Raw genomic sequence first — 25,576 nt, forward strand, 5'->3', positions numbered from 1 at the left:
CATGAGCTTGCAGTTCAGTGTACTAGCGAGCGGAAGTACGGGGAACGCTTTTTATTTAGAAACAGACGAGCATGCCTTTTTGGTGGATGCTGGTTTAAGCGGCAAACAGATGGTCGAGCTACTTGGTCAAATCGACCGCAAGCCAGAAGACTTGGACGGCATTTTTGTGACACACGAGCACTCAGATCATATTAAAGGGCTTGGTGTCATGGCAAGAAAGTACAAGCTTCCTGTCTATGCAAATGCGAAAACGTGGAAGGCGATGGAGTCTCATATCGGGAAAATTGAGACAGACCAAAAATTCCACTTTGATATGGAAACCGTTCAATCCTTCGGCGGTCTCGATGTCGAGTCCTTTGGCGTCTCACATGATGCGGCAGAGCCTATGTTTTACGTGTTCCATTATGAAGGGCGCAAACTTGCTCTCATGACGGATACAGGCTATGTAAGTGATCGGATGAAAGGGATTATTAAGTCAGCCAATACATTTGTATTTGAGAGCAATCATGATGTCGGCATGCTGCAAATGGGAAGATACCCTTGGAGCATTAAGCGCAGAATCCTAAGCGATGTTGGACATGTATCGAATGAAGATGCCGCTCTTGCGATGACAGATGTGATTGGGGATGCCACCTCACGCATTTACTTGGCTCACCTGAGTCAAGACAACAACATGAAAGATTTAGCCCGTATGGCGGTCCAGCAGACGCTAGAAATGAAGGGCTATGTTGTGGGGGACGGCTTTGATTTATATGATACGGACCCGAAAAAGGCAACCCCGCTTTGCGCCGTATGATTTTTACAATTGTATGATTAAGATAAGAGCTTCTTACCAACACTATATACATCATCTATTCACTGAAAGGAAGGAAAACATAGTGGATTATCGCGATGTAGAGTGGAAGCCGAGACGAAGCAGAAAGGGATATTTCCTATCTGGTCTGATCGGTGTATTGGTAGGAGCTTTTTTAATGGGATTCTTTTTCCCCTATGTATCTGGACAGAGCGGCAGTCCCTTTGGATGGCAGCAGAACGGAGATGGGCAAGCATCACAGGGTCCTTTAAAGACTGTGAATGTGAACATCAATGATGCGGTCACGAAAGTGGTGTCTAGTATGTCGGATACCGTTGTCGGCGTCATTAATATTCAAAAGTCGAGCTTTTGGGAAGAAGGCGGAGAAGCAGGCAGCGGGTCAGGTGTGATTTATAAAAAAAAGGGTGATACCTTTTATATCGTGACCAATCACCACGTCATCAAAGGCGCCAACCAGCTTGAAGTCAGCCTTCAGGATGGGACAAGGATTGGAGCCAATCTTGTCGGCAGCGATCAGCTCATGGATTTAGCAGTACTCACTGTCAAAAGTAATAAGATTAAAAAGATCGCAGCTTTCGGCAACTCAGACCATGTGAAGCCAGGAGAGCCGGTCATCGCCATTGGAAATCCATTAGGGCTTGAATTCGCAGGCTCTGTCACACAAGGTGTCATTTCTGGAACGGAGCGTGCCATCCCTGTGGACTCGAATGGGGACGGACAGACGGATTGGAATGCGGAGGTTCTGCAAACAGATGCCGCCATCAATCCTGGAAACAGCGGGGGTGCCTTGATCAATATGGACGGGAAAGTGATTGGGATCAATTCAATGAAAATTGCTGAATCAGAGGTTGAAGGCATCGGACTATCTATCCCAGCCAATCTGGTCATTCCTGTCATAGAGGATTTAGAACGCTACGGAGAGGTGAAGCGTCCGTATCTTGGAGTCGGCATGAAATCATTAGCAGATATTGCGAGCTACCACTGGCAGGAAACGTTAAAGCTGCCATCAAAGGTCACATCAGGGGTTGTCGTGATGAGTGTGGAGCCTTTGTCTCCAGCAGGAAAAGCGGGACTAAAAGAGCTGGATGTCGTGACATCCTTTGATGGCAAGAAAGTACAAAATATCGTGGACTTGCGTAAATATTTATATCAAAAGAAAGTCGGCGATCAGGTAAAGGTGCAATTTTACCGAAGCGGGAAGAAAAAATCAGTAGAGATTAAGCTATCTCAAACCGACCGATTCGGCGGATAACCAGTTCCAGCAAGGGACTGGTTTTTTTTACATGCGTATCATATGATGAAAAAAAGGGGGAGGTACGATTGGTTACACTACAACCGATGGCACAAACGGACTATGACACATTGATAGAGAAAGCCATTAAACGGTATGCAGAAGAAAAAGTGCTCGCAGGGACATGGGAGAAGGAAGAAGCACTTGCGAATGCAGAAGAACAATTTGATAGACTGCTTCCAGAAGGTCTTCAAACAGACTATCATGAGCTGTGGAATTTATTAAAGGGAGAAGAGGCGATTGGATGGGTTTGGCTTTGTTATGACCCGAATCACCCGCAGCAGGAAGGATTTATTTATAACTTTTTTTTATTCGAAGCTTATCGAGGAAAAGGCTTTGCAAAGCAGGCCATTGCTGCATTAGAGGAGCAGGCAAAGTCATTAGGTGTGCAAAAGCTCTCCCTGCATGTCTTTGCTCACAATCAAATCGCCCGTTCGCTATACGAAAAGACGGGATTTGCAGAAACCGGTATCTACATGAGTAAACCTTTATAGAAAAGAAGAAGTACCGTACAGGCAGCGTACGGTACTTTTTTATGAGGAGATCATGGCATCCTGGGCCGTGACTCTGTATAAATCGACTTTGCATTTCACGAAAGCACGGATGATCGCTGGGACTTGGGCTTCTGAACGAATCAACAATGAGGTCTCGTCATCACTGATCACAAGATCTGTTCCGACAGTTTGTAAGTACTGCGTGAGAACAGGCTTCACCTCATCATCAATCCATGCATGCTTGAAGATTGCACGAATGTTTGAGGATGTGATGGTTTTCTCTTGAGGATGAGTATGTGGGGACACTAATTTCCCTTCAGAAATGAATGTAGTTTTCGTACAGATACTATTTGTGAACCTTGGGCGGTCAGCTGTTAAAAAGACGGTTTTGCCTTCATCCTTTAACGTTTCAATGACCCGCTGGATGTTCAGGATAGAATCTGCATCAATATCAGCAAAAGGCTCGTCGAGTAAAATAAATTCCGGTCGATGGGCAATGGCCTGTGCGATTCCGAGCCGCTTTTTCATACCAGGTGTAAAAGCACCGACCTTTTCTTGATGATAGTGATGTAAATCGACAAACTCGAGTAATTCTTCATAGTAACTCGTTTTCTGGCGTGTACCGGTGATTTTTGATAAATAGGCGATATGCTCCATTGCGGTGAGCCCTTCATATAAATCCGTATATTCAGGCAGCACACCGATGTGATGCCTTACTTTTTTTAATGAAGTCATGTCCATCATCGTAAATGTACCAGTGGTGGGGCGGGAAATTCCCGTAATAATATTAAAAAATGTGGTTTTACCAGCACCCTTCGGTCCGATGAGTCCGAAAATATCGCCTCGATTGACATCTAGGGTAATATGATCTATTGCGACTTTTGTCCGATATTTTTTTGTTAGCTCTTTTGTATGTAGCATCTATACATCCCTCCTTTGAAACAGCAGTGCAGTTCCAATGAGTAAGACAACAGTCAATGCTGCATTCATCAGCACATAGGTCACAGGTTCACTCCATCGCGCATAATAATAAGGCGTCATATATCGGAACCAATGAATCAACCGTTCTGAAGACAGAACAGAAATCATACTAACGATTGGGAAAAGAAAAGAAAATAACATCCCAACAAACATCGACTTTTGCGGTGTTGGAAAGAGCATGGACAAAAACAAAGCACATGAGATACCGACACTAATAAAGGTTAAGATTTTTAAGGCATCAGAGAACAGAAAACGATGTGTTATTACCATATTCAGCACATATGTCGTCATAATGCAGCTAAGCCAAAACAGCATCAGTCCAAGGTATTTCCCGATAATAATGTTCAAACGGGTTGTTTTACTGACGAGAAAACGAATGGTTTTCAAATGAATTTCGCGGCTCAAAATATCATGAGACAATAAAAAAATAAGGAAAAAACCAAATAAAGAAATCACCAGTTCATTCCCAATCGAATAAGGGTCCTTTGCCTGTTCCCATTTCCCTTGATAAGCAGCAATAAACGGAAGACTTGATACAAAGGTAGATAATATGAAAATAATAACAATTGTTAAGATGGATTTTGTGCTTTTGAAGAGCTGCTTAAACTCATTCATACAGATGGTCCACACACGCTGTACCTCCCTTCATCTTTATTATACCGCTAGAAAAGAAAGACACCATATCTTGCTCTTTAACATTTGTTTAAATTTTATAAAAAGAAGACTCTTCCAATATCAGTTGACTCACTTTTAAAAATGTTCAGAAAAATATCTTGATTTATCAAAAAACATCATGTATGATAGCTTTAATTCAAAATAGTTGAACAGGCAATGACGAGAGAAAGTACAATCATCAATTTTTCCACAGAGAGCTTCGGTAGCTGAAAAGAAGCAAAAATAATGATTCGAAAAATGGTCTCTGAGCCTCGTACTGAACATATCCATGATATTAGTAGGTCACGACGAGAGTTGGTACTCGTTATCAAAACCACAGTATATGAGCCAGATTGGAGCTTTGTACTTGTAGAGGCTGTTTAGCGCGAGCAAACAGTAAATAAAGGTGGTACCACGAGACAAATACCTCGTCCTTATGATTCAAAGATAAGGATGGGGTATTTTTTATTGTCCACTTTTTTCATACAATTGTTCAAATGTTCCACGTGAAACATCACAACCATTTTTTCAAATGAAAGGGAGATTGACATGAGTGAACATGCATTGGTTTTACAATCAGATTTTGGTATTGATGACGGAGCGGTCAGCGCAATGTACGGCGTAGCCAATACGGTAAGTAGCAGCATCCGCATTTTTGATTTAACACACAATATTCCTCAGTATGACATTTGGGAAGCATCGTATCGACTGCTCCAAACCGTCACCTATTGGCCGGAAGAGACGGTATTCGTTTCCGTCGTTGACCCGGGCGTTGGATCAGAGCGAAAGAGTCTTGTCGTCAAAACCACAAGCTCTCACTATATCATCACCCCAGATAATGGGACACTCACGCACGTTGCGCAGGATATTGGCATTGTGGAAGCCCGTTATTTAGATGAAACCATTAACCGGTTGCCGAAGTCGGGAAAATCACATACATTCCATGGGAGGGATATTTACGCATATACAGGGGCTAGAATTGCTTCAGGCGTGATTTCTTTTGAAGAGGTTGGACCAAAGGCGAATATTGATGATATTATTCACCTTCCAGTCGTACAGGCTTATGCAAAAGAAGAAGTCATTACAGGGACGATTGATATTTTAGATGTAAGGTTTGGAAACCTATGGACAAACATTCATCACACGCTATTTGAACAGCTTTCAATCAATTATGGTGATGCAATAGAAGTTACCATTGCCAACGGGCCGAAAAATGTGTATAAAAATATCATGACCTATGGACGATCTTTTGCCGATTTAAAGGTAGGCGAACCACTCGTATATGTCAATTCACTCGATCATTTAGGCGTGGCGATCAATCAAGGGTCATTTGCAAAGGCTTATAACATCGGTACAGGCACAGGCTGGCGCCTTTCGATTCGCAAAGCTCCGCGCATTATATACGAATAAGAGGAGGAAACATCATGGCAGGTAAACAACTTTCAACGAAAACTGTCGTTGCCATCGGAATTGGCGCAGCCGTCTTTGTCATTTTAGGACGCTTCGTTTCGATTCCAACTGGAATTCCGAATACACAAATTGAAACATCATACGCATTCCTTGCATTAATGGCCGTGCTATTTGGTCCTGTTGCAGGCGCACTGATTGGTTTTATTGGTCATCTCATTAAAGATGCCACTACATTCGGTCCTTGGTGGAGCTGGATTATCGTTTCGGGTATTGTTGGTTTGTTGATCGGCTTCATTTCAAACCGTTTAAAAGTAGAAGAGGGTGACTTCGGCTGGAAAAAGATCACGCTATTCAATGTAGTGCAAATCAGTGTGCAGGCAATTGGCTGGTTTGTTATTGCACCATTACTCGATATAGCAATTTATGCTGAGCCAGCAAAAAAGGTATTTTTTCAAGGCTTTACCGCAGGAATCTCAAACATCATCACAGTCGGTGTACTAGGAACCATCATCATTGCGGCTTATGCGAAAACGAGAAGCAAAAGCGGTAGCCTATCGAAGGAAACATCATGAAGCAAGGTGGAACACATAAATGAAGAAACCGATGATTCAATTCGAACATTTCGGATTCAAGTATCGCAGTCAGGCAGAACCGACATTGAAGGATATCAACCTGACCATCTATGAAGGGGAAAAAGTTCTCATCGCGGGCCCGTCTGGATCGGGAAAAAGCACACTAGCCCATTGTATCAATGGGCTAGTTCCTGCGTCTTATAAAGGTTCTATGGAAGGAAGTCTTCACATCGGCGGGAAAAATGCAGAGAAAGAAAACATTTTCTCCCTTTCACAGCTTGTCGGGACGGTGCTTCAGGACCCTGATGGACAATTTATCGGGCTGACCGTTGGAGAGGACATCGCATTTACGCTTGAAAATGATCAAGTCGCACGCGAAGAAATGAAAACACGTGTAGAAAAAGCGGCAAAATTAACAGAGGTGGACGGCAAGCTGGCATCGTCCGTGCATGAGCTGTCAGGCGGTCAAAAACAACGTGTCGCCATTGCAGGCGTACTTGTGAACGATGTCGACATTTTACTATTTGATGAACCACTTGCAAGTCTTGACCCCGCTACAGGCAAAGAAGTGATCGATCTCATTGATCGACTGCAAAAAGAAACGAAAAAAACCGTCGTGATGGTCGAGCACCGATTAGAGGACGTCCTCTTCCGTCATGTGGACCGCATCATCGTCGTCAATGACGGAACGATTGCAGCGGATATGACACCAGATGAATTGCTCGCCTCAAATGTATTAGAAGCGGCGTATTTACGTGAGCCTTTATATGTGAAAGCCATGAAATATGCAGGCATTCCAGTTACACCGGGAGATCAGGTAGCTAATTTACAGCAGCTTACCTTAGATGACGAGGCAAAAGAGAAAATCGAGCGGTGGATGGAAGCATCCGAGCCGTCAGTTGAGCCGTTTGTAGCGCAGGATCTACTAGAGGTGCGTGAGCTGAGCTTTGACTATCCGACAAGACCAAACACGCTGAGCAACATCTCTTTTACCGTCAAAAAAGGAGAAATGATCAGCATCGCAGGAGCCAATGGAGCAGGCAAAACGACATTATCCAAGGTGCTCTGTGCATTTGAAAAGCCAACGAAAGGTTCAATTCTTTTAAATGGCGATGACATCACAGGAGATACGATCAAACAACGCTCCGAACGAATCGGCGTCGTCATGCAAAACCCAAATCAAATGATTTCAAAACAAATGATCTTTGATGAGGTGGCACTTGGTCTCGTTTTAAGAGGTGTACAGGAAGACGAAATCAAGGAACGTGTGGATCGTGTCCTGAAAGTATGCGGTCTATATCCATTTCGGAACTGGCCGATCTCGGCTCTCAGCTACGGACAGAAAAAACGCGTCACCATTGCGTCTATTCTTGTATTAGAGCCAGAAATCATCATTTTAGATGAGCCAACCGCCGGACAGGATTTTAGACATTATACTGAAATGATGACGTTTTTAGAGCAATTAAATCAGCAGGGTGTCACGATTTTCATGATCACCCATGATATGCATTTGATGCTCGAATACACGACCAGAACCATTGTCATTTCAGATGGAGAAAAAATCGCAGATGATACACCTGCCAAAGTGCTGACAGATCAACTGCTTGTCCAAAAGGCGAGCTTAAAGGAAACGTCGCTGTATGAACTGGCGCTGAAAGCAGACTGGCCAAATCCAAATGAACTCGTGGATCGCTTCATTGAGGTTGACAGAAAGGAACGAATGACATGGCTGTAGACATGCTGTCCTATATCGACCGCCCGTCGCCGATTCATCGGCTGACAGGGGCAACCAAACTCATTTGCTTTATCCTCTGGTCATCCGCAGCGATGCTCACGTATGATACAGGCGTATTAGTGTTTATGCTAGTTGCTAGTATCGTATTCTTTCAGCTATCGAACGTGAAATTTCGTGATATCTCCTTCGTGGTGATCGTTCTGGCGATATTTTTAGTGATCAACAACGTCGCCATTTACATCTTTGCGCCTCAGCAAGGTGTTGCTATCTACGGAGCAAAGCACGAGCTGTTTCATATTGCAGGCTGGTACAATGTCACACTTGAACAGCTTTTCTATCAATTGAACATAACACTCAAATATGTGACCGTCATGCCAGCAGCGCTTTTATTTATCGTCACAACCAATCCAAGTGAATTCGCCTCATCTCTCAGCCGAATTGGGGTCAGCTACCGAATTTCCTATGCTGTAGCGATTGCCCTGCGCTATATTCCAGATATTCAGCGTGATTTTCGAACGATTGCCATTTCTCAGCAGGCAAGAGGCATTGATTTATCAAAGAATGAAAAGCTGGGGAAACGAATCAAAAATGCGTTATCGATTGTGATGCCGCTGATTTTTTCCAGCTTGGAGCGGATTGAGACGATCAGCAATGCAATGGAGCTGCGCGGGTTTGGAAAGCATAAAAAGCGTACATGGTTTACGGCGAAAGACTTTCAAAAAGCAGACTATGCAGCGTTATTGTTTGTTGGAGTGGTGCTGATCGTGTCGCTTGTGATTACGTTTGTCAGAGGAACGAGATTTTATAATCCGTTTATATAGAAGGAAGCCTTCACTTCACAGGAAGTGGAGGCTGTTTTTGTTTGGTTTGTGGATAAAAGGTGTGCAAAATGGCAAAAGACTATTAACATGTGAATAAATCGGTTATATTGAACAATGAGCAAAACACTTGTGAATAACCAGAGAATATATTGGAGGAATAAGAAACTTATGAACAAATCACTTTATGCTTGTGCAGAACATATAGAAACCGTACTAGATATGTACATAGATGATCACGAAACGCCGCCAGAATTCAGAAAAATCGAACATACACACAGTTTATCCACAACCTGTGAATTGTGCGATGAACCTGCAATATATATAGTGGGGAACGAATGATCGGACACAAAATACACAAATTTTATCCACAATTGTTGATAACTTATATGAATAACTTGTTCTTAAGGTGGGGATGACCTGTGAATATATCAATTATCACAGTAGGAAAATTAAAAGAGAAATATTTAAAACAAGGCATAGCCGAATACACAAAACGATTACAAGCCTATGCGAAAATCGACATCATTGAGCTCGCGGACGAAAAAGCACCCGAACATCTCAGCGATCAAGACATGAAAATCATCAAAGACAAAGAAGGCGAACGCATCCTAAGCAAAATCAACCCAGACGCCCACGTCATCGCCCTCGCCATCGAAGGAAAAATGAAAAGTTCCGAAGAATTAGCCGATACAATAGATAAGCTGGCAACATACGGAAAAAGCAAGGTATGTTTCGTCATAGGCGGGTCGCTTGGGTTAAGCGATGCTGTGATGCAGCGTGCGAATGAGAAGCTATCGTTTTCGAGAATGACGTTTCCGCATCAGTTGATGAGGCTGGTGTTGGTGGAGCAGATTTATCGGGCGTTTCGGATTGTGCGGGGTGAGCCTTATCATAAGTAGATGAGGTTTTTGAGGGAATATAAGAATCTAAACATTGAAAAACTTTTAATCTATTTAATCCTGTTTTTAATTTGACTAGCAATGTGAAAGGATGTTGACAGTCTAATAAAGCAAAAAGGCTGACTGAAAAACAGAAATTTCTTTTAGTCAGCCTTTTGGATTATGCAGTTTTGGGAATAATTTGGTTATTTTCTAATAAGGTCCTTGATTCATCATTAGCGGGCTGGTAACCTTTTCAATTAGTTCTTTTACGTATAATTTATTTTAAATAAAAGAAAACACAATCCCTGGTACAGTTGTACCAATCCACAGCATCAATGACCCAAATGCTCCGCAATTAAGCATTATAATCACCTATTTTAAATCTCCGTGGAATAACGTCGTTAGAAAACCAAAGAAGAAATTAGTTCAATTTAAACCATCTTTAACTTGCTTTGTTATTCCTCCAGAGTTTTTTAGTTCAGCTTTCAAAACCAATATAGAAAACCTCTTTTAGATTACGAAGAACCATTCGTTTTTCGACGAGATGATATTTACTGTTTCCACCTTGCCGTGCAACACTGCCAGCATGAAAAACTTCATCTCCCGGACGAAATAATGAACAGTACGGTCCTGTCTCTTCAACGACTCCTGCTACCTGCACCCAACCTAGAATTTTAGGACTTGCTCAACTCTTTCCTTAGGACTCGTACCTTTGTATCAACAGGATTGACCGATATGTCCGCAACTTTGACCAGAATGTCACGACCTGTTGCTTTTGGTTTTTCTACAACTATGTCCACCAGGCTTTGGGGATTGTCAATTGGAAGTAACTAGTTAATCCTACCGCCTTTATTGTATTCATGATGAACCAGATCCTTTTTTTAAGCAAACATTGTAAATATAAGCTTATGGTTTAAGTGTTTAATTCCGAGATATCTATTTCTTTTATGATTTCTGCTATCCGATTTTTTCCCCATTCATACATCATTTCAATGATAGGAAGTAAAGTCATCCCCAATTCAGTCATGGAATATTCCACTTTCGGTGGAACTTCTGGATAAACCTCGCGATGAACGATTCCATCTTCCATCAGTTCTCTTAATTGATTTGTTAATATTTTATGAGATATTTTTGGAAAAAGCCTTTGGAGATCACTGAATCGATGTGGTCCTTCTACCCCTAAATGCCATAAAATAACAATTTTCCATTTACCACTTATAATTGATAAGGTAAGTTCTTTTTCACAATTATAATCACCATTTATGATCTTTTCTTTAACCTCATCTCTAAATGTATCTGGCATAAATTCTTACCTCCTTATTTGTATCAATTGTAACCTGTTGGTAACCTTCTTACAAAAAAGTGCATTCTTCATAGTGAAGAAAAAACGCAGTATAATGAAATGGTCGTCTTACTGGCGAATCTTTTTATTAATGAGGAGGAACTACAAATGAGTAAAAAAGCTCTTTTAATTATACCACCAGAACGTTTCAATGAAGACGAATTATTTCAACCAAAAGCGGAATTGGAAAGTAATGGAATTTATGTGACTATTGCAAGTACAAAAACAGGTGAAATCATAGGGGATTATGAAGGTAAAGCAACTGCTGAGGTCATTTTCTCAGACGTTTTTGCTCCTGACTATGATGTTGTATCTGTTATTGGTGGATCTGGTACGAACGATCATCTATGGGAAAATCAAGAATTACAAGACTACCTGAAAAATGCGTATACTAATAAAGTGCTTGTAACAGGAATTTGTGCAGGTGCGGTTACTGTAGCTAAAACGGGTTTACTTACTGGAAGAGATGCAACTTGCTATCCAGTAGATATACAAAAAGACCAATTAAAGGCAAATAAAGTAACATATGTTGAAAAACATGTTGTTGCTCATGATGATATTATCACTGGTGATGGTCCAGATGGCGCTAAAGAATTTGGAGAAGCTTTAGTAAAAGCATTAAGCTAATTCTACAGTCTCTTCACTGAATTTTCATATAAAAGCCAGGTGGATGTGATGAAATCATGGTCATTTCCCAAGTTTTTGACTACAACGCTAGTTTGTTTTATTGTATAATTATGACATAATTTACACAAAGCGATAGATTTTAAACGAAATGCCTTAGCATTGTTAGATGCTAGGGCATTTCGTTTACGTTATAAGTTATTCGATAGAAAAAATTAAAGGTTATGCCTTTTTGAATTTGCATTCGTCAAAGGATCGATATTAATATTGTATTTTATTTTAATGTCCATTTTCTCAAACATTTCAATCCATTTTTTTTCTTCCATTGGTTTTGAGAATGGTCTTTTTGTTTGTATGCCGAGCTGTAATGGATCCACTTTGAATTCTTGCATCTTTTTAACTAGTTCATGTGTTTGTTTTTCAAGATGGGTTTCGATATCTTTTTTTATAATTTCTAACTCCTTTGGGTCAAATAATTGCTTCTCTCCCCGGTATTCCTCAATCCTAGTGTCTATATTCACGGTATAGGTCATTGTAGAATAGCTGCTATCCATATCTACTTTTATTTTAGATCTAACATGACCCAGTACAACTTCAAATTCTGGAATCGGTAAAACTGTTAAGTAGTAATCGTTGTTTATCAGCTGGAAGATACGATCATCTAAAGATGAAATAGTTTCAACTAGCTTGTCATCTTGAAACAAGGCTGTACCCTCATAGTTGACCCCATCCTCTTGTATTTTGAATACAGGCAAGAAAGGATCTGAATAAGGAGTATAGAGCAAATTTTTAAATTGATGAAGATTAACAACAGTTAATTCTCCTTGGTTTTTTTTCTCATAATGCTTCAGCATTCGGTAAAACGAGTAATCAAAGTTTTCATCTTTGTCCAATTGACTTTCCAAATATTCTTCAAAATTTCCTTTTACGATAACTAAATAGATTCTCGAAGAAATATCCGGATCAGTCAATAATACATTTATAATGGACATAATTCCTTCTTTTCCAAGTTCATCACTAATTATCAGCATCCGCATTTGTCCGGATTTAATTTGCTGGTAGAAGTTCAAGTTGTACTTCTGTACTTCCTCCTTTAATAAATTGACTTCTTGCGACATAACAATCTTATTTTCTTTACTTAGAGGAGGCAAAATTGTACTGATTTTTAATTTCCCTTTATTATCCCCATTACTAATCGACAAAAAGGTAATGGGAGAAATCTCTTCAATAAGGTTATTTTCGGTAAAAGGAGCACAACCAGATAACAAAAAGGTCATAAAAAGGAGTATCAATCTTTTATATAGTTTTTTATGTAGACGCATGTTTTTTAATCACCTCTTTTTTTCATTACTAAAACAATAACAAGTGGAACAAGAAAATAGCTTATGCTTCCAGCTATAATTTGAAGATTAAGTAAAAAGTTCTGCTTCTCCCAAGAATTCCAAAATAATTTATTCACAAGAACCATTCCGATAAAAATAAGGAATACAATGAATAACAAACCTTTTTTATTGGACGGCTTGCTTATTTTACCAAAAGTTATTTTAGATGCTCCATAAAACAATAGTAGAAATAGAGAAACTGCAAAAACTAGGTTAAATAATTCAAAGGAAAGCATGATCATATCAGTTCGCTCAAACATTGGGTTTTGAAAATAACGGGCCATATTAATTATTGGATATTGACTTTTACTTAAATAATTGGAACCGAAATAAAATAGAGATGCTATAAATAGGAATACATACTCTACAACGGTGATAGCGTTGCCGTAAGACAAATAACGAAAGGTTTTATTATTTGTTTTAATCCATGGTCCCAAAAACACCAGAAATTCCGGACCAGAATAGGAAGACAAAATTAAAAAAAAGGCTTTCCAATTTTCTACTTTCCACTCCAGTGGAATAAGTGGATACAAATCACTGAGCTGAGCTATTGGAGGAAAGTAGAAAAAAACGAAAAATGTGATTATCCAAAATGTACAGAAAAATGAAATCAACACAAAACGAATGGTATGTTCAATACCCTTACCTGCGACATAATAACAGAACAACAAAATAAAAAAGACAAGAAAATTTGTATCTGTTGCTGGAAGCATAAATGTTTGAATAATTTCGCTAAATCCTAACGTTATGACGGAAAGTTTAAGTAGCATAAAGAACAACCCGATGAAAGAGAAAAATCGCACCCATTTTTTTCCGAACAATTGGACAAATCCATTATATCCATTGATAGATAAACGGGTTAAAAGCCACTTCGATAAAAGAAAAAGGTTTAGTTGGGATAATATTCCGACAGCTATAAGCACCCATATCATATATGGATTGATCAAGATATTTGGCATAATCAGAAAAAAGTATAGCATTTGGAGGCGATTTACTAACAACATGGCATAGAACCCATTAAAGGTTTCATTCTTTTTAAATAATTGGTGGGTTACCATCAAATCATCTCCTAGTTTTATATCTCTTCAGTTTTAGAGGTTTAAGATGCAATGGACGCTCCAACATTTTAACTAATGGACCTCGAATGAATAAGTCAATCCAATCCTTTCTAAAGAAAGGGGAAACTGGTGAAAAATAGGGTTGCTTGATTGAAGACAAGCTATTAAGATGGGCTAAAATAGCAATGCTGCCTAGTGCAATTCCAATTAACCCAAGTAAAGAAGAAAAAACAAGAAACATCAATTGAATTAATGAATTTGCTTTTGTCATAAGGTAGTTGGGAATAAGAAAGGAAGCTATCGTCGAGATCCCAACAATGACAATTAATACGTTGCTAGCGAATCCAGCCTCAACAGCTGCTTGACCAATCACAATACCACCAATAACCCCAAGTGTTTGACCTGTTTTTGTAGGCATTCTTAAACTTGCTTCTTTTATGATTTCAATAAAAATTAACATGATAAATGCTTCCCAAAAAGGGGTGAAAGGAAGCTTGCTCCTTGAGTCAACCAATACCAGAAGTGTTTGGAGAGGAATCATTTGATAGTGGTGAGTTGTCAATGCCACATAGAAAGGAATCAATGTCACTGACAGAATAAAACAGACATATCGGATGATGCGCAAAAAACTGGCAACTACCCATCGATTAATATAGTCCTCGGGTGATTGGAACAAATGGAAAAAAGTAATAGGTGCAACAAGAGCAAATGGTGTATTGTCTACCAGAAGGGTGATCTTTCCTAATCCCAGAGAATAAGCAACTACATCAGGCCGGTCAGTTTGCTGAAACTGAGGAAAAATACTGTTTTTATGTTCCTCCAGGAATGCCGCAACTTGAGAGGAGTCAAAGAAGAGATCAAAATTAATTTCAGAAATCTTCTCTTTGACCGTTGAAACAAAATCTGGATTAGTCAGTCCCTCTATGTACATTAAAACAACACTTGTCTTACTCATAGAACCGACAGTAAACTTCTCTGTTTTCAGTTCATGTATGGGGAGTCGTCTTCGAATAAGCGTAATATTTTGTTCTACTTGCTCACTAAAGCTGTCTTTTGCTCCGAACAGGATGGTTTCTGTTTCGGAAGTTTCAATGGGACGTCCAATAGGATTTTTTACTGGCACAGCTAACCAAAGGTTTTGCGAAGAATCAAATAACAAAATGGACCCTGAAAACAACTGTTTTTTGGCCTCTATAAAAATAGAAATGGGTATAATCGGGTAATTCGCAATGCAATCTTGAATAGACGGTTTGGAACAATTAGTTAAAGGTTTTATGATGCTTTCATTTAATTTTTCTTGGTCAATGAGAGTTCGTATGTAAACAAGATGAATTTTTCGAAAATCGGATATGTCCATTTCCACAAATTCTGCATCATCCATTTGAACGAGGCTTTTTTTCAGAACTTCTATCGATAATTCTGATTCAGCTATTGATTGAGCAACAAGTTTATTTTTAATTTGATTTTTTTTCCAAAACATATACATCCCACCCCTCTTATTGAGAAAAAACTTTCTAGTCGTACTTGAAAATTACATATTCATACACATTATTAGCAATTTAATTTTAAAATATACAAAACACGTATAGGTGCATAATGATCCAAGAGGAACAAAGACGATCTATAATAGATAGGCTTTCTTCATCTTAAAGATTGTTATAATAAAGAAGTGTCAAAATCCACCTGTAGCTTTGGATGCTCTTTTTTTTCAAAACATGAATCGAATCTTACTAGAACGGGAGCAGCAGGAGCTATTCCTTGCCAACTTTAAAAAGGTTTTAGGCGGAAAACGGGATGTAAAGCTGTTTGAGGTGAAGAGCGTTAAGCAGAGGGGCAAACGGACCATTGCTTATTTTGTAAATAATTATTAAGTGATTCTGGTCATTCACTGATAACATTACCATATTTATCTAGTGATGCCTTGCGTAAGGGAAATTACCTATTTTCTAAGCCAGCTATCGTTAAGCAATAAAATCCCTCTTACTTCCCTTATTAGCTTTAGCAAAAGGTGTTGTAGCAGAAGAAAAATGAATGTAGATACTAAAACTATAGTTTTTTTAACATGATCACTCCTTTAAAATCTAATAGTATATAATCAAGAATTCATCAGGAGATAAATGGATATATGGGTGGGATTAAATTTATTTTCATATATAGATTTGGTCCAAATGAAAATATTCCATCAAAAATCTTTACGTTGTTTAAAGGATCAGCATTTTTATCTGAATCTCAGTTCCTTCATTCGATTACACACCAAAAAAGTCCCCTTCACTAAGGTTAGAGGGGGCTTTTTTGGGTTAAACTTAGGCATTTAACCAAATGATTGAAGATAACTTCTGATGACATGTTTAGTTGGTAGATGACTGGAATAGATTTTATATAATAATGAAGGGTTTTGGACTTGTAAAGGTTGGCGAACGCGGGCAAATTGTTATTCCTAAAAAAGCGAGGGAGATATTCAGCATCTGCCCTGGAGACATTGATTTTGGGCGATGAAGCTCAAGGAATCGCCATTGTAAAAAATGAGGGTTTCCTGCAGTTTGCTGACGATATATATAAGGCTCAGGAAGGTCAGGAGGATGAGGGATGATTGCTATTCAAACAAAGAATTTAACAAAGAAATTAGAAGAAATGATTGCAGTCGATTCTCTTAATCTTTCAATCGAACAAGGCGAGCTTTTTACTTTACTTGGAGTGAATGGTGCAGGTAAAACGACAACGATCAAGATGTTGACCTATCTTAGCATCCCTACAACTGGCGATGCAACGATCCTTGGTAACAGTATTGTTTCTAATCCTTACGCAGTAAAAGAACAGATTAATGTTTCACCACAGGAAACGGCAGTAGCTCCTAATTTATCCGTTAAAGAGAATCTTGAATTATATTGTGCCACTTATACCTATAGCGATTGTTCAATTATCATTAGTTTTATCGCAGCACTTTTCTTAGGTTTACCTTTCAATGCCAATGTTTTGTTATCCATTCTTGTCCTTTTGCCAACATCTTTACTATTTATCGGCAAAGGGCTCTTAGTAGGTAGTATATTTAACGACAAGCAGGTTGGTGGTATTTGTGGAGCACTACTAACGAATATGAGCGCATGGTTAAGTGCTAGCAGAGCTGCCCTATCTGGAGAAAACGCATCAATTTTACTGCATTTTTGGTGGATGATTGGATATACAGGTGTTATCGTAACTATCTCCATTTTTGTTTTTAAAAAGAAAATGAATGGGGAAAACGCTTAGTTTGATACAGGTGAAGAAATTTACAGCTGGGTTATCTGAACCTTTTTCTGTATGATAAACTTTAATGAAGTTGTCATTTGAGTAGAGGGAGGTACATATGAAACAGCTTTATATGAAGCAAAAGGTATTTAGTCTCAGTGGCAGATTTACGGTAAAGGATCAGCAGGAGAATGATGTGTATGTGGTCGAAGGCAGCTTTATGAAGGTACCGAAGACGTTTACCATTCTGGATACAGAACGAGAAGAAGTTGCTGTAATTACGAAGAAAATGTTTAGCTTTCTGCCGAAGTTTTTAGTAGAAGTTGGTGGTCAAGAGGTATTGACGATCAAAAAGGAGTTTACGTTCTTTAAAGCAAAATATTCAATTGATGCTGCTGGGATCAAAGTGCAAGGCAACTGGTGGGATATGAATTTCCAGGTGCTGCAGAATGGCGAAGTGATCGGTCAGGTGAAGAAGGAATGGTTTACTTGGGGTGACAGCTATAAGGTGGATATTTTGAAAGAAGGGATGGAGCCTGTGATGATTGCATTGGTTGTTGCCATTGATTGTGTGAAGGCTGATGAAGCAGCGTCTAGGTCTTCGTCGTCTGCAACGACGAATTAGACAAACATGTTCTTAAAAATAATAATAAAATGAAGAAGAGTGTTAGAGAACATCACTCTTCTTCATTAAATAAATAGAACGAATCATGTATCTTTACTTTTCAATAGGATACTTCTGTTCATTTTTTATTAATTTTTCTTTAATGATTTCTTTCACATTTAGATTAAGGTATGAGCAAAGCATTAGTGAATATATTAAGGTATCTGCTATTTCCTTCGTTCGCCTCAAGAGCTTCTTCATTACTTTTCCATTGAAAATCTTCAAGCAGTTCAGCTGCTTCTATCGAAATGGAGATGGCCAAATCTTTTGGATTATGATATTGTCTCCAGTTTCGATCATCTCGAAATTGGTTAATCGAATGTATTAATTCTTTGATCTCAGCCATATTTGCCTCCCTCTTTTAATTCTTGTAATTTCTTTCTCAATTTTTCATCTGTTGCATAAATATAAAGCCCATAAATGCCTCGCTTCATAAGAACGTTAATCGAGTTTAATATAATTTTTTCTTTTGCCTGTTTGATTTCCTCTGGAGACATGTCACTTCTTGCTGTGAATGCACCTGTATCTTTATAATTTGCCGTGTCTATGAGAAGTTCATCCTTTTCTTCATCATAACTGATAGAAGGGCCAAGTATGACGCCGACATAATTTAAATCAAATCCTTGAACTGTATAAATTGAGCCTACTTCTCTAATGGAATCTGCATGTTCAGCCCATGTCCATTTATCATTTGTAAAATTCCATGGCATATTGATACCGTCTTCATCTACGATATAGGCAGCTCCATCTTTTTTATGTAAAAAGTCAAAGGTAGATACAATGCGGGATAGGCCTACCTCATCATCCTTCTGTTGAATTGCAGTTTTAAATTTGTTCGGCTCCTCAAAAATTTTGAGTTCGAAAGAATCCCGTTCTATAGGCAGAGGTAATAATCGTTTTGAGACAAATTGGTTGATCCAATTTAACGTATCTGAATCAGCATTCATACGCATCTGCTCTGTGAGTTTCACAGTCTTTGCATGATATCTGTTTGTAATCTCCTCAAGTAATTTTTCGTTCCAGTAGCTTTTAATTTTGAGTACCTGTTTCGGATCAAAAATGACAATGGTAATTTTACTACGTTTGATAATTTCATCTAATTGGTTTTGATAATGGAAGTTATTGTACTTATCATCTTTTGTTAATAAAAGGTGCGCTTCATCAATTAACACGATGTCAGCCAATTCACCTGACTTAGTCATCTGATTGATAAACGAGGTTGGTCTCATGATTTAAATTTAGCAAAATATCTCAGTGGTTGTAAGTGAATATTGAATCCCTCGACAAATAAACACAGGTTGAGTTATTTTTCATAGAGAGATAGAAGTCATTGATTTACCTTTAATGGTGGGAAGTCAAGAAATCTAAAAATGAACTTTATATCTCGCAGTATATTTTCCGAGTTGTAATATGAAGATATGAGGTGACCAAACTGATCACATTCCAATACAAAGTATTTCTAACAGTCGTTAAATGCGGTAGTTTTACAAAAGCCGGGGAGAAGCTTGGACTGACGCAGTCTGGGGTGAGTCATAATATGGCGAAGCTTGAGTCGGAACTCGGAATTGTGCTACTTCATCGTAATCGAAACGGGCTGTCGTTAACGGACGCAGGTGAGCGGGTGATGCCGCATATTTGGCCTTGGTATCAAAACGTTATTGCAACGAATGGAGAAGAAGTGTAATAAAGGAAAATGCAGACCCGGATGAGCATGGTATTCGCTTGTTCGGGTATTTGTGTTTCTTTCGACAAAAATGGTGTGGATATCCTTTTGTTAACAAGAAATAAGTCTTATAATTTAGTGAGAATATTTAATGATGAGAATAAAAGAAGAATGATGGAATAGGAGAGATCGTAAATGACGAAATGGTGGATGGTTCGTGCAGGTGACCAAAATGAGTTAATTTCAATTTGGGAAGAGAAAGGCATTGCATCGATTGGGTGGCCTAAATTAGGTAATCCAAAACAATATCAAACTAAACAAGAGATGAATGCTCGAGCTGATGTCATATTCCCCGAGAACAAACCTTTTACAAGAAGAAGCTGGGTTAGTCAGGTATGGAGGTTCAGTAGAGAAATTAAAAAGGGAGATCGAATCATTACATACATAAAAGAAAGCCGTGAATATCGAGTAGGTACGGTGACTGCTCCGCATTTTTTTGATGAATCAGCTGGAGATAAAATGTATCCAAATCATATTCAGGTGAATTGGGAACCGATTGCAGTGAAACGAGATTCTCTCAGCCAATCAGCTAAGAACAGCCTCGGTTCTATATCAACTGTTTTTCGTGTAGATGATTGGGGACAAGAGATTGAACATTTGCTCAAAAATCCCACTTCTATACCAGCACCTGAAGATGAAACAGAAGAAGACGAAATCATTGAAGATTTAGTCAGCAAAGCCACTGTCATGATTGAAGATAAAGTAGATAAATTGGACCCTTGGCAGATGCAAGACTTAGTCGGAGGCTTGCTGCAGGCCATGTCATACAATATTCGTGTGAGTCCAAAAGGGCCTGATGGCGGTGTGGATGTATTAGCTTATAAAGATGCATTCGGATTTGAAAAACCTATTATTAAAGTACAAGTCAAGCATCGGAAAAACTCAGCCAGTGCGCCAGAAGTGCAGCAATTATTAGGAGCTAACCCCATAAATGCTAATAGTTTATTTGTTTCAACTGGTGGATTTACTTCTCATGCAATAGCTGTTGCGAAGCATAATGAAGTTCGTCTAGTGGACTTAGAAGAACTTGTAAATCTGATTGTGCATTGGTATGAGCATATGCCAGCTGAGACAAGATCCTTATTACCTTTGAAAAAAGTGTATGTGCCTGAGTGATTTTTTATTGACTACGCTTCAATAACGGCTGAAGACAAAGAAAAAAGATGGTAATGACGATAAATAATTATTGGATTGTGAAAAATATTGATGTGGAATGATAATTGAAGAGAATCCAAAGACTGATTATCATCATAACAGCGGGAATGATTACTTTATACACATTGGTTCTCCTTTCAAGAGCAGCGTGATTTTAGTTGGCGTTGTCTCATATCACTACAGATATTGAAAAGAGATAAAGATCAGAATAGGTCCAAGGAGATAGTAGCTTCATTTTTTACAATTAACCAGAGAGTGCCACAGGTGTAGCGACACTTTTACCAGCAGAGGTATCAACTATTCCATTTTTTATGTCAATTAGCCTATTTTTCTGTTTTGGTGGACACGGTAAAATAGACTTTATGATCAATAATGGAGGGAGTGGCTTTTTCTGGGCAAGATACTTGATGCAAAAGCACTAACAAGTGCCATGGATACAAGGGCAAAACACTATCAGGCACTCCGCGAACAAATGGTAGATTTAAAAAAGGCGCTACAGGGCGTGGCAAACCTTGGTGACGATTTCACTGGAAAAGGCGCCGATAATATTAAAAGCTTCTACAAAGAGCTGGCTGGAAATGTGGACATGTTTATTAGCTTCATAGATAAACAAAAAGCGTTCCATGAAGGTGTTTCTGGGACACTTGATGATACGAGCTTTGGTGGCGACACCTTTGTAGAAGAACACTTTTTAGACAACGCTGTACATATGGGAATCAAGAATGCCAAAAGCATTGTAAAGGATCAAAAAAAGGCACTGAGAACCATTTTTCAAGACATAGATGACCTCATTTCACTAGAGGTATTTGATAGCCAAACTTTTGATGAAAAAATCGCAGATGCTGAAGATGAACGAAAAAAGACGGTCAAAGACCTAAGAGAGCTTGATCAAAATTTAAAAGATGAATATGCTTTGTCAGAGACGGAGCAGCAGGCTACAATGGCATTGTACGCTGAAATGATGAATGCGACAAATGACGGAAAAGCGATTTCGCCTATGAATTTTGACAAGAAAGCGTATCAAAATAGTGATATCTACAAGGCAAAAAGCGATATTGAGAAGCAAACTTCTGAATATCTGAACATCAAAAAAGAACAAGAAGAAGCCCGCGAGATTGCAAAGGAACAAGAAGCCCTCGCCAACCGTCCTTGGTATGAAAAAGCACTTGATTATGGCGGAAATATCGTGAATGAACTAACTGGCGTGAACGATGCAAAACGTGCCGCTACAGGCGTCGATCCAATTACAGGCGAAGAGCTCACCGCAGGCCAGCGAGTCGCGGCAGGCGGCATGGCAGCAGCAGGTTACATCCCAATCGTTGGCTGGGCAGGTCGCATTTTTAAAGGCGGAAAAGCGGTCTATAAAACCACTCAAGCCACGTCAGCCGCAGTCCGAGCAGTCGACATTTACAAGTCATCACAGAAGTCCTTTGACGCCCTAAAAACATCTCAAAAAGGTTTATATGGCCTCACCGCAACCAACGGCTTCAGCGAAGCGATTACGGGTCGAGACATGTTTGGAAATAAGGTCTCGAAAGAACAGCAGGAAGCGAGTATGAATGCGGCACTTGGAATGCTTTTGCCGTTCGGGGCGAAAGGGTTTCATGGGAAGATGGGGGTTAAGAGCACTGTTAAAAGTGTAGATAATGGTACAGTGTGGAAGAATATAAAAATTACTCAACCACTTTATGAAGGTACAAAAATACCAAAATCATTTGAATTGGCAACAGCAGGTGAGAAGTTCTGGGTACACCCAAATGGAACAAAACATATGGTCGAGTATATAACAAGAGATGCAACTACACATGGTATGCCAATAAATAGTCAAACTTTATTGGCGAGTTTTCAAAGCTCTGTTAACAATGCTGTTAAGCAAGGAATTAAATATGAAGAAATTATGAAGATAGGTAATTGGGAATTAATATTTAGTAAACCCCGTGGAGACGGATTACTACCAGTAATAAAGCATGCTGTGTATATGCCTTAGAAGGAGACATGATAATGTTAAAAGTAACAGAATATAAAGACAGTCAGCCTATAAATATTGAATATGATCTTTATACACCGATTAATATAGAATTCGGCAGTTGGAATATATCAAAAGAGCCAACGATATATTGGAGAACTGGAGATTTCAAGAAATCTCTAATTGAAATAGGCATAGGGAAATATACAGGCAGCCTTCGTTCAATTACACTAACATTAAGTGAGAATGTACACAAAATGGAAAGTATGAAATTTGATCTGAAAGATATAAATATAATTAAGGGCGTACCAAATTTTCAAGTAGAAGAATTTAATGATATGACCTATATAGACGAAAAAGGTAAATTAGACGTATATATAGGGATAAATAAGGTATTGATTTCATTTTCAGAAAAGGATGCTTTGTCTATTTTACAAAATGATACAGTAGGATTTGCTTTAGATAAAGATGAAGTAGTTTGTGGGATTATAATAAGTGATGTGTTAGAACATGAAAAGAAAACATTAGAAGATGCATTGAATTAGATTATTATGAAATACAAAAAAATTAACCTTGATTGGCTAAATGCCTTTCAAGGTTTTTTCATTAAGAAAAACAAAATTTATCTTGGTTGCAAGGGTATTTAAATAAAAGAGATCGTCGTACTTATTTATTAAATTGTGATGATAACATGAAAGGAGACCAAAAGATTAGATTTTGTTAAATTTAAAAAGAAAGGTAATTAAAATGAAGAATAACAGAAAAATAAAAATGGAAACCTTTTAAAAAAAAAGCAGAAGAAAGCACTTAATAAACGAATTAAGCGATATGACACTTCCGGAAAATCCTTTTTTAGATATCAAAGAAAATCATTTGTTTTGTCAGAAGGGATTTACTTTCCTTTAATCGAGAGAACATAAAAGTCAAATACATGGAGACAACTATCTAGAGTATATTGAAAAATCTAAACAGCTGTTAAAGAAAATGCCCGGAAGGGTGAAAGCGACTCCTAAACAAGGGAGATTGCTTTTTTTCCGAGATCATTAAATTGGAGCGCTTCTAGTGAATGTAGATGAAGTGTTTCATCATTTAACGAAACTTCTTGAGCACACCAAATTCTCAAGTGGATACGGAGATTTCATTTTAATAGCAGAGGATTTTCATTTTGGATGATGCATAGAGCGTTCAGAATATTTTTATGAGCTTAGTCTTTGGGGAATGTGAGTTTAGAGCAAGCTTCATTTCAAAAGAAGACAGGGATTTTTCTCTACAACCAAATTCCCCTCAAATTTAAGCAATTCACTATCATTACCTTTCACATTCATATAAAATAAGAACTAGTGAAAATTTGAAGAGATGCTTGAAAAATGAAGGACATGTGAGCTGCATGAGATGTTTGAACGTGAAGGGTGCGAAGCTGTTTCTCCTCACACATGAGGTCTTGTAAGCGTAACCATTATTTGTCACTTCATTGCGATGGTGTTGAGGAGTGTGTCAGCATGAGGAATCCGTATGTGAGAACGGCTTCTAGTCTTTATATGAATTATTTTTTATTAGGTATGGTCAATATTATATTGGCTTCAAATATGCCATTTTTAATTAAACAGTTAGATACCAATAGTGCGGGAATTAGTTATATGATCTCAGCGCTCGGCATTGGCAGGGTGCTCACATATGGTCTATCAGGTGTGCTTTCAGATCGGTTTGGCCGAAAGCCGGTGATTTTGGTTTCAGGTGTGCTGATGGCGGTATTTCTCGTCGGAATCCCATTGTCTCCAAATTATCAAATCGCCTTTGCGTTTGCGATTTTGGCAGGGGTGGCGAATTCAGCGATGGATGCAGGAACGTATCCAGCCTTAATGGAGGCTTTTCCGCAAAACTCGGGATCTGCAAATGTGATGGTGAAGGCTTTTATTTCGGTTGGGGCAACCATTCTGCCACTGGCTATTTTCTTATTAGCGGAGCATGATTTATTTTATGGAGTTGCGTTTTTTGTTCCTGCTCTTATCTATCTTGTGAATGTTTTGATGCTTTGGACATTGCCATTTCCAAATCACCGCAAAGTGGAGCAAGTCCAGGTGACGGAGCATGACGGACTTCCACGCTTCTCGTCAGAGCCTACGTTTTGGAGAGAAGGGGTCGCACTTATTGTGATCAGCTTTACGTCAAATGGGCTGTACGCCTTGCCGCAAATTTGGCTACCTACGTACGGTGAGACCATATTGGGGATGGCAACTGGCAGTGCTGTGAAGCTGCTTAGTTACTATAGCATGGGCGGGCTATTGTCTGTCTTATTGCTCGCTTTCCTTTTGCGCCGTTTGGTTCGTCCGGTCACTGTGCTGCTGATCTATCCTATTATTACACTTGCTTCCATCTGTGTGCTATTGATCGTGAAATCCCCAGTCATCGGAACCATCAATGCTTTTGTCTTGGGATTTTCAACAGCGGGTGTCTTTCAGCTGACGTTAACCGTAATGGCTGAATTCTTCTGGAAGAACAAAGGAACGATGACAGGGATTATCTCAACAGCAGGCGGGGTGTCGGCCATTGTGATTCCGGTCGTCACTGGTTTGATCGAAAGCCACTCAACTATTTTGCAAATCTTTATATTTGATGCTGGTGTGGCTGTTGTTGCAATAATCGGTGCGGTGTATATCCTGTATCGATATCGCCGTATTATGATACACGAATAAAAAAAGACGACTTCCAAAGTGATATTATCCCCTCTAAGTAGACAGTGTAAAAAGCCCAAGAACATATCTTGGCTGTTACACTATACTTGGA

General features: G+C 39.0%; 24 protein-coding genes, 4 pseudogenes and 1 other annotated feature. Of the genes and pseudogenes, 19 read left to right on the forward strand and 9 right to left on the reverse strand.

The window, feature by feature from the left end; translation table 11 throughout:
- Window position 1 precedes the first annotated feature (1 nt).
- The 3 genes from IEE86_RS15605 to IEE86_RS15615 all read left to right on the forward strand — a co-directional run bounded on the left by IEE86_RS15605 (window position 2) and on the right by IEE86_RS15615 (window position 2,599).
- Window positions 2–796 carry an MBL fold metallo-hydrolase gene (locus tag IEE86_RS15605; protein ID WP_191098038.1) on the forward strand — a complete coding sequence of 265 codons (795 nt, stop codon included), beginning with the start codon at window positions 2–4 and terminating at the stop codon, window positions 794–796.
- A gap of 79 nt (window positions 797–875) precedes the next feature.
- Window positions 876–2,066, forward strand: a complete 1,191-nt coding sequence (locus IEE86_RS15610) for a S1C family serine protease (RefSeq protein ID WP_411955706.1) — start codon at window positions 876–878, stop codon at window positions 2,064–2,066.
- Window positions 2,067–2,134: 68 nt separating this feature from the next.
- Window positions 2,135–2,599, forward strand: coding sequence for a GNAT family N-acetyltransferase (locus IEE86_RS15615; RefSeq protein WP_191098040.1), 465 nt, complete (start codon window positions 2,135–2,137; stop codon window positions 2,597–2,599).
- Window positions 2,600–2,638: 39 nt separating this feature from the next.
- Here the strand turns inward: IEE86_RS15615 and IEE86_RS15620 are convergent, their stop codons facing one another.
- Together IEE86_RS15620 and IEE86_RS15625 are read right to left on the reverse strand one after the other, a co-directional pair.
- Window positions 2,639–3,520 carry an ABC transporter ATP-binding protein gene (locus IEE86_RS15620; protein ID WP_191098041.1) on the reverse strand — a complete coding sequence of 294 codons (882 nt, stop codon included), beginning with the start codon at window positions 3,518–3,520 and terminating at the stop codon, window positions 2,639–2,641.
- Complete coding sequence (locus IEE86_RS15625; protein WP_191098042.1) at window positions 3,521–4,210, reverse strand: ABC transporter permease subunit; 690 nt, start codon at window positions 4,208–4,210, stop codon at window positions 3,521–3,523.
- Window positions 4,211–4,402: 192 nt separating this feature from the next.
- Window positions 4,403–4,673 (forward strand) — a binding site (T-box leader).
- A gap of 110 nt (window positions 4,674–4,783) precedes the next feature.
- On the opposite strand from IEE86_RS15625, the gene IEE86_RS15630 reads away from it, so the two are divergent.
- From IEE86_RS15630 to rlmH, 6 genes are all read left to right on the forward strand, one after another.
- Window positions 4,784–5,644 (forward strand): SAM hydrolase/SAM-dependent halogenase family protein, encoded by an 861-nt coding sequence (locus IEE86_RS15630; RefSeq protein WP_106056237.1) that lies wholly within the window; start codon window positions 4,784–4,786, stop codon window positions 5,642–5,644.
- Window positions 5,645–5,658: 14 nt separating this feature from the next.
- Complete coding sequence (locus IEE86_RS15635; RefSeq protein ID WP_191098043.1) at window positions 5,659–6,216, forward strand: ECF-type riboflavin transporter substrate-binding protein; 558 nt, start codon at window positions 5,659–5,661, stop codon at window positions 6,214–6,216.
- A gap of 19 nt (window positions 6,217–6,235) precedes the next feature.
- Window positions 6,236–7,951 carry an ABC transporter ATP-binding protein gene (locus tag IEE86_RS15640; RefSeq protein ID WP_191098044.1) on the forward strand — a complete coding sequence of 572 codons (1,716 nt, stop codon included), beginning with the start codon at window positions 6,236–6,238 and terminating at the stop codon, window positions 7,949–7,951.
- Window positions 7,942–8,772: an energy-coupling factor transporter transmembrane component T family protein gene (locus IEE86_RS15645; protein WP_191098045.1), complete on the forward strand. Its 831-nt coding sequence runs from the start codon at window positions 7,942–7,944 to the stop codon at window positions 8,770–8,772. The genes IEE86_RS15640 and IEE86_RS15645 overlap by 10 nt, the downstream gene beginning before the upstream one ends.
- Window positions 8,773–8,940: 168 nt before the next feature.
- Window positions 8,941–9,111 carry a CxxH/CxxC protein gene (locus IEE86_RS15650; RefSeq protein ID WP_008360116.1) on the forward strand — a complete coding sequence of 57 codons (171 nt, stop codon included), beginning with the start codon at window positions 8,941–8,943 and terminating at the stop codon, window positions 9,109–9,111.
- 80 nt (window positions 9,112–9,191) lie between these two features.
- Entirely contained in the window at window positions 9,192–9,671 is a 480-nt protein-coding gene (gene rlmH, locus IEE86_RS15655; protein WP_106038866.1) for a 23S rRNA (pseudouridine(1915)-N(3))-methyltransferase RlmH, read from the forward strand.
- Window positions 9,672–10,176: 505 nt separating this feature from the next.
- Here the strand turns inward: rlmH and IEE86_RS19425 are convergent.
- Together IEE86_RS19425 and IEE86_RS15660 are read right to left on the reverse strand one after the other, a co-directional pair.
- A pseudogene (locus IEE86_RS19425) lies at window positions 10,177–10,506 on the reverse strand (alcohol dehydrogenase catalytic domain-containing protein); the annotation flags it as partial.
- Window positions 10,507–10,566: 60 nt separating this feature from the next.
- The gene (locus IEE86_RS15660; RefSeq protein ID WP_191098046.1) at window positions 10,567–10,956 is read right to left on the reverse strand and encodes a winged helix-turn-helix transcriptional regulator; all 390 of its coding nucleotides are present in this window, start codon (window positions 10,954–10,956) and stop codon (window positions 10,567–10,569) included.
- Between the two features lie 147 nt (window positions 10,957–11,103).
- On the opposite strand from IEE86_RS15660, the gene IEE86_RS15665 reads away from it, so the two are divergent.
- The gene (locus tag IEE86_RS15665) at window positions 11,104–11,622 is read left to right on the forward strand and encodes a DJ-1/PfpI family protein (RefSeq protein ID WP_191098047.1); all 519 of its coding nucleotides are present in this window, start codon (window positions 11,104–11,106) and stop codon (window positions 11,620–11,622) included.
- A gap of 212 nt (window positions 11,623–11,834) precedes the next feature.
- On the opposite strand, the gene IEE86_RS15670 is transcribed toward IEE86_RS15665, so the two are convergent.
- From IEE86_RS15670 to IEE86_RS15680, 3 genes are read right to left on the reverse strand one after another with little or no spacing between them, the layout of a single operon-like run.
- Window positions 11,835–12,941 carry a Ger(x)C family spore germination protein gene (locus tag IEE86_RS15670; RefSeq protein ID WP_191098048.1) on the reverse strand — a complete coding sequence of 369 codons (1,107 nt, stop codon included), beginning with the start codon at window positions 12,939–12,941 and terminating at the stop codon, window positions 11,835–11,837.
- A 5-nt stretch (window positions 12,942–12,946) separates the two neighbouring features.
- Complete coding sequence (locus IEE86_RS15675; protein WP_224741035.1) at window positions 12,947–14,059, reverse strand: GerAB/ArcD/ProY family transporter; 1,113 nt, start codon at window positions 14,057–14,059, stop codon at window positions 12,947–12,949.
- Window positions 14,060–14,063: 4 nt separating this feature from the next.
- On the reverse strand, window positions 14,064–15,539 hold the full coding sequence (locus IEE86_RS15680; RefSeq protein ID WP_224741036.1) for a spore germination protein: 1,476 nt from the start codon (window positions 15,537–15,539) through the stop codon (window positions 14,064–14,066).
- Window positions 15,540–16,444: 905 nt separating this feature from the next.
- Between IEE86_RS15680 and IEE86_RS19435 the strand changes: the two genes are divergently transcribed.
- The 3 genes from IEE86_RS19435 (at window position 16,445) to IEE86_RS15695 (ending at window position 17,909) form a co-directional block, all read left to right on the forward strand.
- The gene (locus IEE86_RS19435) at window positions 16,445–16,555 is read left to right on the forward strand and encodes an AbrB/MazE/SpoVT family DNA-binding domain-containing protein (protein ID WP_224741037.1); all 111 of its coding nucleotides are present in this window, start codon (window positions 16,445–16,447) and stop codon (window positions 16,553–16,555) included.
- 90 nt (window positions 16,556–16,645) lie between these two features.
- Window positions 16,646–17,305, forward strand: a complete 660-nt coding sequence (locus IEE86_RS19440) for an ATP-binding cassette domain-containing protein (RefSeq protein ID WP_224741038.1) — start codon at window positions 16,646–16,648, stop codon at window positions 17,303–17,305.
- 97 nt (window positions 17,306–17,402) lie between these two features.
- Complete coding sequence (locus IEE86_RS15695) at window positions 17,403–17,909, forward strand: LURP-one-related/scramblase family protein (RefSeq protein ID WP_191098050.1); 507 nt, start codon at window positions 17,403–17,405, stop codon at window positions 17,907–17,909.
- 93 nt (window positions 17,910–18,002) lie between these two features.
- Here the strand turns inward: IEE86_RS15695 and IEE86_RS15700 are convergent.
- Both IEE86_RS15700 and IEE86_RS15705 read right to left on the reverse strand, forming a co-directional pair.
- Window positions 18,003–18,294, reverse strand: a pseudogene (locus IEE86_RS15700) (nucleotide pyrophosphohydrolase).
- Window positions 18,287–19,180 (reverse strand): annotated as a pseudogene (locus tag IEE86_RS15705) (DUF2075 domain-containing protein); the annotation flags it as partial. The pseudogenes IEE86_RS15705 and IEE86_RS15700, both read right to left, overlap by 8 nt.
- Window positions 19,181–19,383: 203 nt before the next feature.
- On the opposite strand from IEE86_RS15705, the pseudogene IEE86_RS15710 reads away from it, so the two are divergent.
- From IEE86_RS15710 to IEE86_RS15730, 6 genes and pseudogenes are all read left to right on the forward strand, one after another.
- A pseudogene (locus IEE86_RS15710) lies at window positions 19,384–19,584 on the forward strand (LysR family transcriptional regulator); the annotation flags it as partial.
- A 222-nt stretch (window positions 19,585–19,806) separates the two neighbouring features.
- Complete coding sequence (locus IEE86_RS15715; RefSeq protein ID WP_191098051.1) at window positions 19,807–20,787, forward strand: restriction endonuclease; 981 nt, start codon at window positions 19,807–19,809, stop codon at window positions 20,785–20,787.
- 430 nt (window positions 20,788–21,217) lie between these two features.
- Complete coding sequence (locus IEE86_RS15720) at window positions 21,218–22,813, forward strand: ribonuclease YeeF family protein (RefSeq protein WP_224741046.1); 1,596 nt, start codon at window positions 21,218–21,220, stop codon at window positions 22,811–22,813.
- 14 nt (window positions 22,814–22,827) lie between these two features.
- A complete protein-coding gene (locus IEE86_RS15725) occupies window positions 22,828–23,337 on the forward strand; it encodes a hypothetical protein (RefSeq protein WP_191098053.1) in 510 nt (169 codons plus the stop codon).
- A gap of 502 nt (window positions 23,338–23,839) precedes the next feature.
- Complete coding sequence (locus IEE86_RS19765) at window positions 23,840–23,965, forward strand: YxiF family protein (RefSeq protein ID WP_463671364.1); 126 nt, start codon at window positions 23,840–23,842, stop codon at window positions 23,963–23,965.
- A 326-nt stretch (window positions 23,966–24,291) separates the two neighbouring features.
- Window positions 24,292–25,485: an MFS transporter gene (locus IEE86_RS15730; protein WP_191098054.1), complete on the forward strand. Its 1,194-nt coding sequence runs from the start codon at window positions 24,292–24,294 to the stop codon at window positions 25,483–25,485.
- Window positions 25,486–25,576: the final 91 nt, after the last annotated feature.

The organism is Bacillus crepusculi, assembly GCF_014764715.1.
Lineage (GTDB): Bacteria > Bacillota > Bacilli > Bacillales > Bacillaceae > Bacillus.

Bases quoted from the DNA above. Each gene is read 5' to 3' on its own strand.
- IEE86_RS15680 (WP_224741036.1), bottom strand. From the start codon at position 15,539: ATGTTTTGGAAAAAAAATCAAATTAAAAATAAACTTGTTGCTCAATCA.
- IEE86_RS15715 (WP_191098051.1), top strand. From the start codon at position 19,807: ATGACGAAATGGTGGATGGTTCGTGCAGGTGACCAAAATGAGTTAATT.
- IEE86_RS15620 (WP_191098041.1), bottom strand. From the start codon at position 3,520: ATGCTACATACAAAAGAGCTAACAAAAAAATATCGGACAAAAGTCGCA.
- IEE86_RS15635 (WP_191098043.1), top strand. From the start codon at position 5,659: ATGGCAGGTAAACAACTTTCAACGAAAACTGTCGTTGCCATCGGAATT.
- IEE86_RS15645 (WP_191098045.1), top strand. From the start codon at position 7,942: ATGGCTGTAGACATGCTGTCCTATATCGACCGCCCGTCGCCGATTCAT.
- IEE86_RS15665 (WP_191098047.1), top strand. From the start codon at position 11,104: ATGAGTAAAAAAGCTCTTTTAATTATACCACCAGAACGTTTCAATGAA.
- IEE86_RS19440 (WP_224741038.1), top strand. From the start codon at position 16,646: ATGATTGCTATTCAAACAAAGAATTTAACAAAGAAATTAGAAGAAATG.
- IEE86_RS15730 (WP_191098054.1), top strand. From the start codon at position 24,292: ATGAGGAATCCGTATGTGAGAACGGCTTCTAGTCTTTATATGAATTAT.
- IEE86_RS15725 (WP_191098053.1), top strand. From the start codon at position 22,828: ATGTTAAAAGTAACAGAATATAAAGACAGTCAGCCTATAAATATTGAA.
- IEE86_RS15675 (WP_224741035.1), bottom strand. From the start codon at position 14,059: ATGGTAACCCACCAATTATTTAAAAAGAATGAAACCTTTAATGGGTTC.
- IEE86_RS15630 (WP_106056237.1), top strand. From the start codon at position 4,784: ATGAGTGAACATGCATTGGTTTTACAATCAGATTTTGGTATTGATGAC.
- IEE86_RS15660 (WP_191098046.1), bottom strand. From the start codon at position 10,956: ATGCCAGATACATTTAGAGATGAGGTTAAAGAAAAGATCATAAATGGT.
- IEE86_RS15605 (WP_191098038.1), top strand. From the start codon at position 2: ATGAGCTTGCAGTTCAGTGTACTAGCGAGCGGAAGTACGGGGAACGCT.
- IEE86_RS19435 (WP_224741037.1), top strand. From the start codon at position 16,445: ATGAAGGGTTTTGGACTTGTAAAGGTTGGCGAACGCGGGCAAATTGTT.
- IEE86_RS15695 (WP_191098050.1), top strand. From the start codon at position 17,403: ATGAAACAGCTTTATATGAAGCAAAAGGTATTTAGTCTCAGTGGCAGA.
- IEE86_RS15670 (WP_191098048.1), bottom strand. From the start codon at position 12,941: ATGCGTCTACATAAAAAACTATATAAAAGATTGATACTCCTTTTTATG.
- IEE86_RS15650 (WP_008360116.1), top strand. From the start codon at position 8,941: ATGAACAAATCACTTTATGCTTGTGCAGAACATATAGAAACCGTACTA.
- IEE86_RS15640 (WP_191098044.1), top strand. From the start codon at position 6,236: ATGAAGAAACCGATGATTCAATTCGAACATTTCGGATTCAAGTATCGC.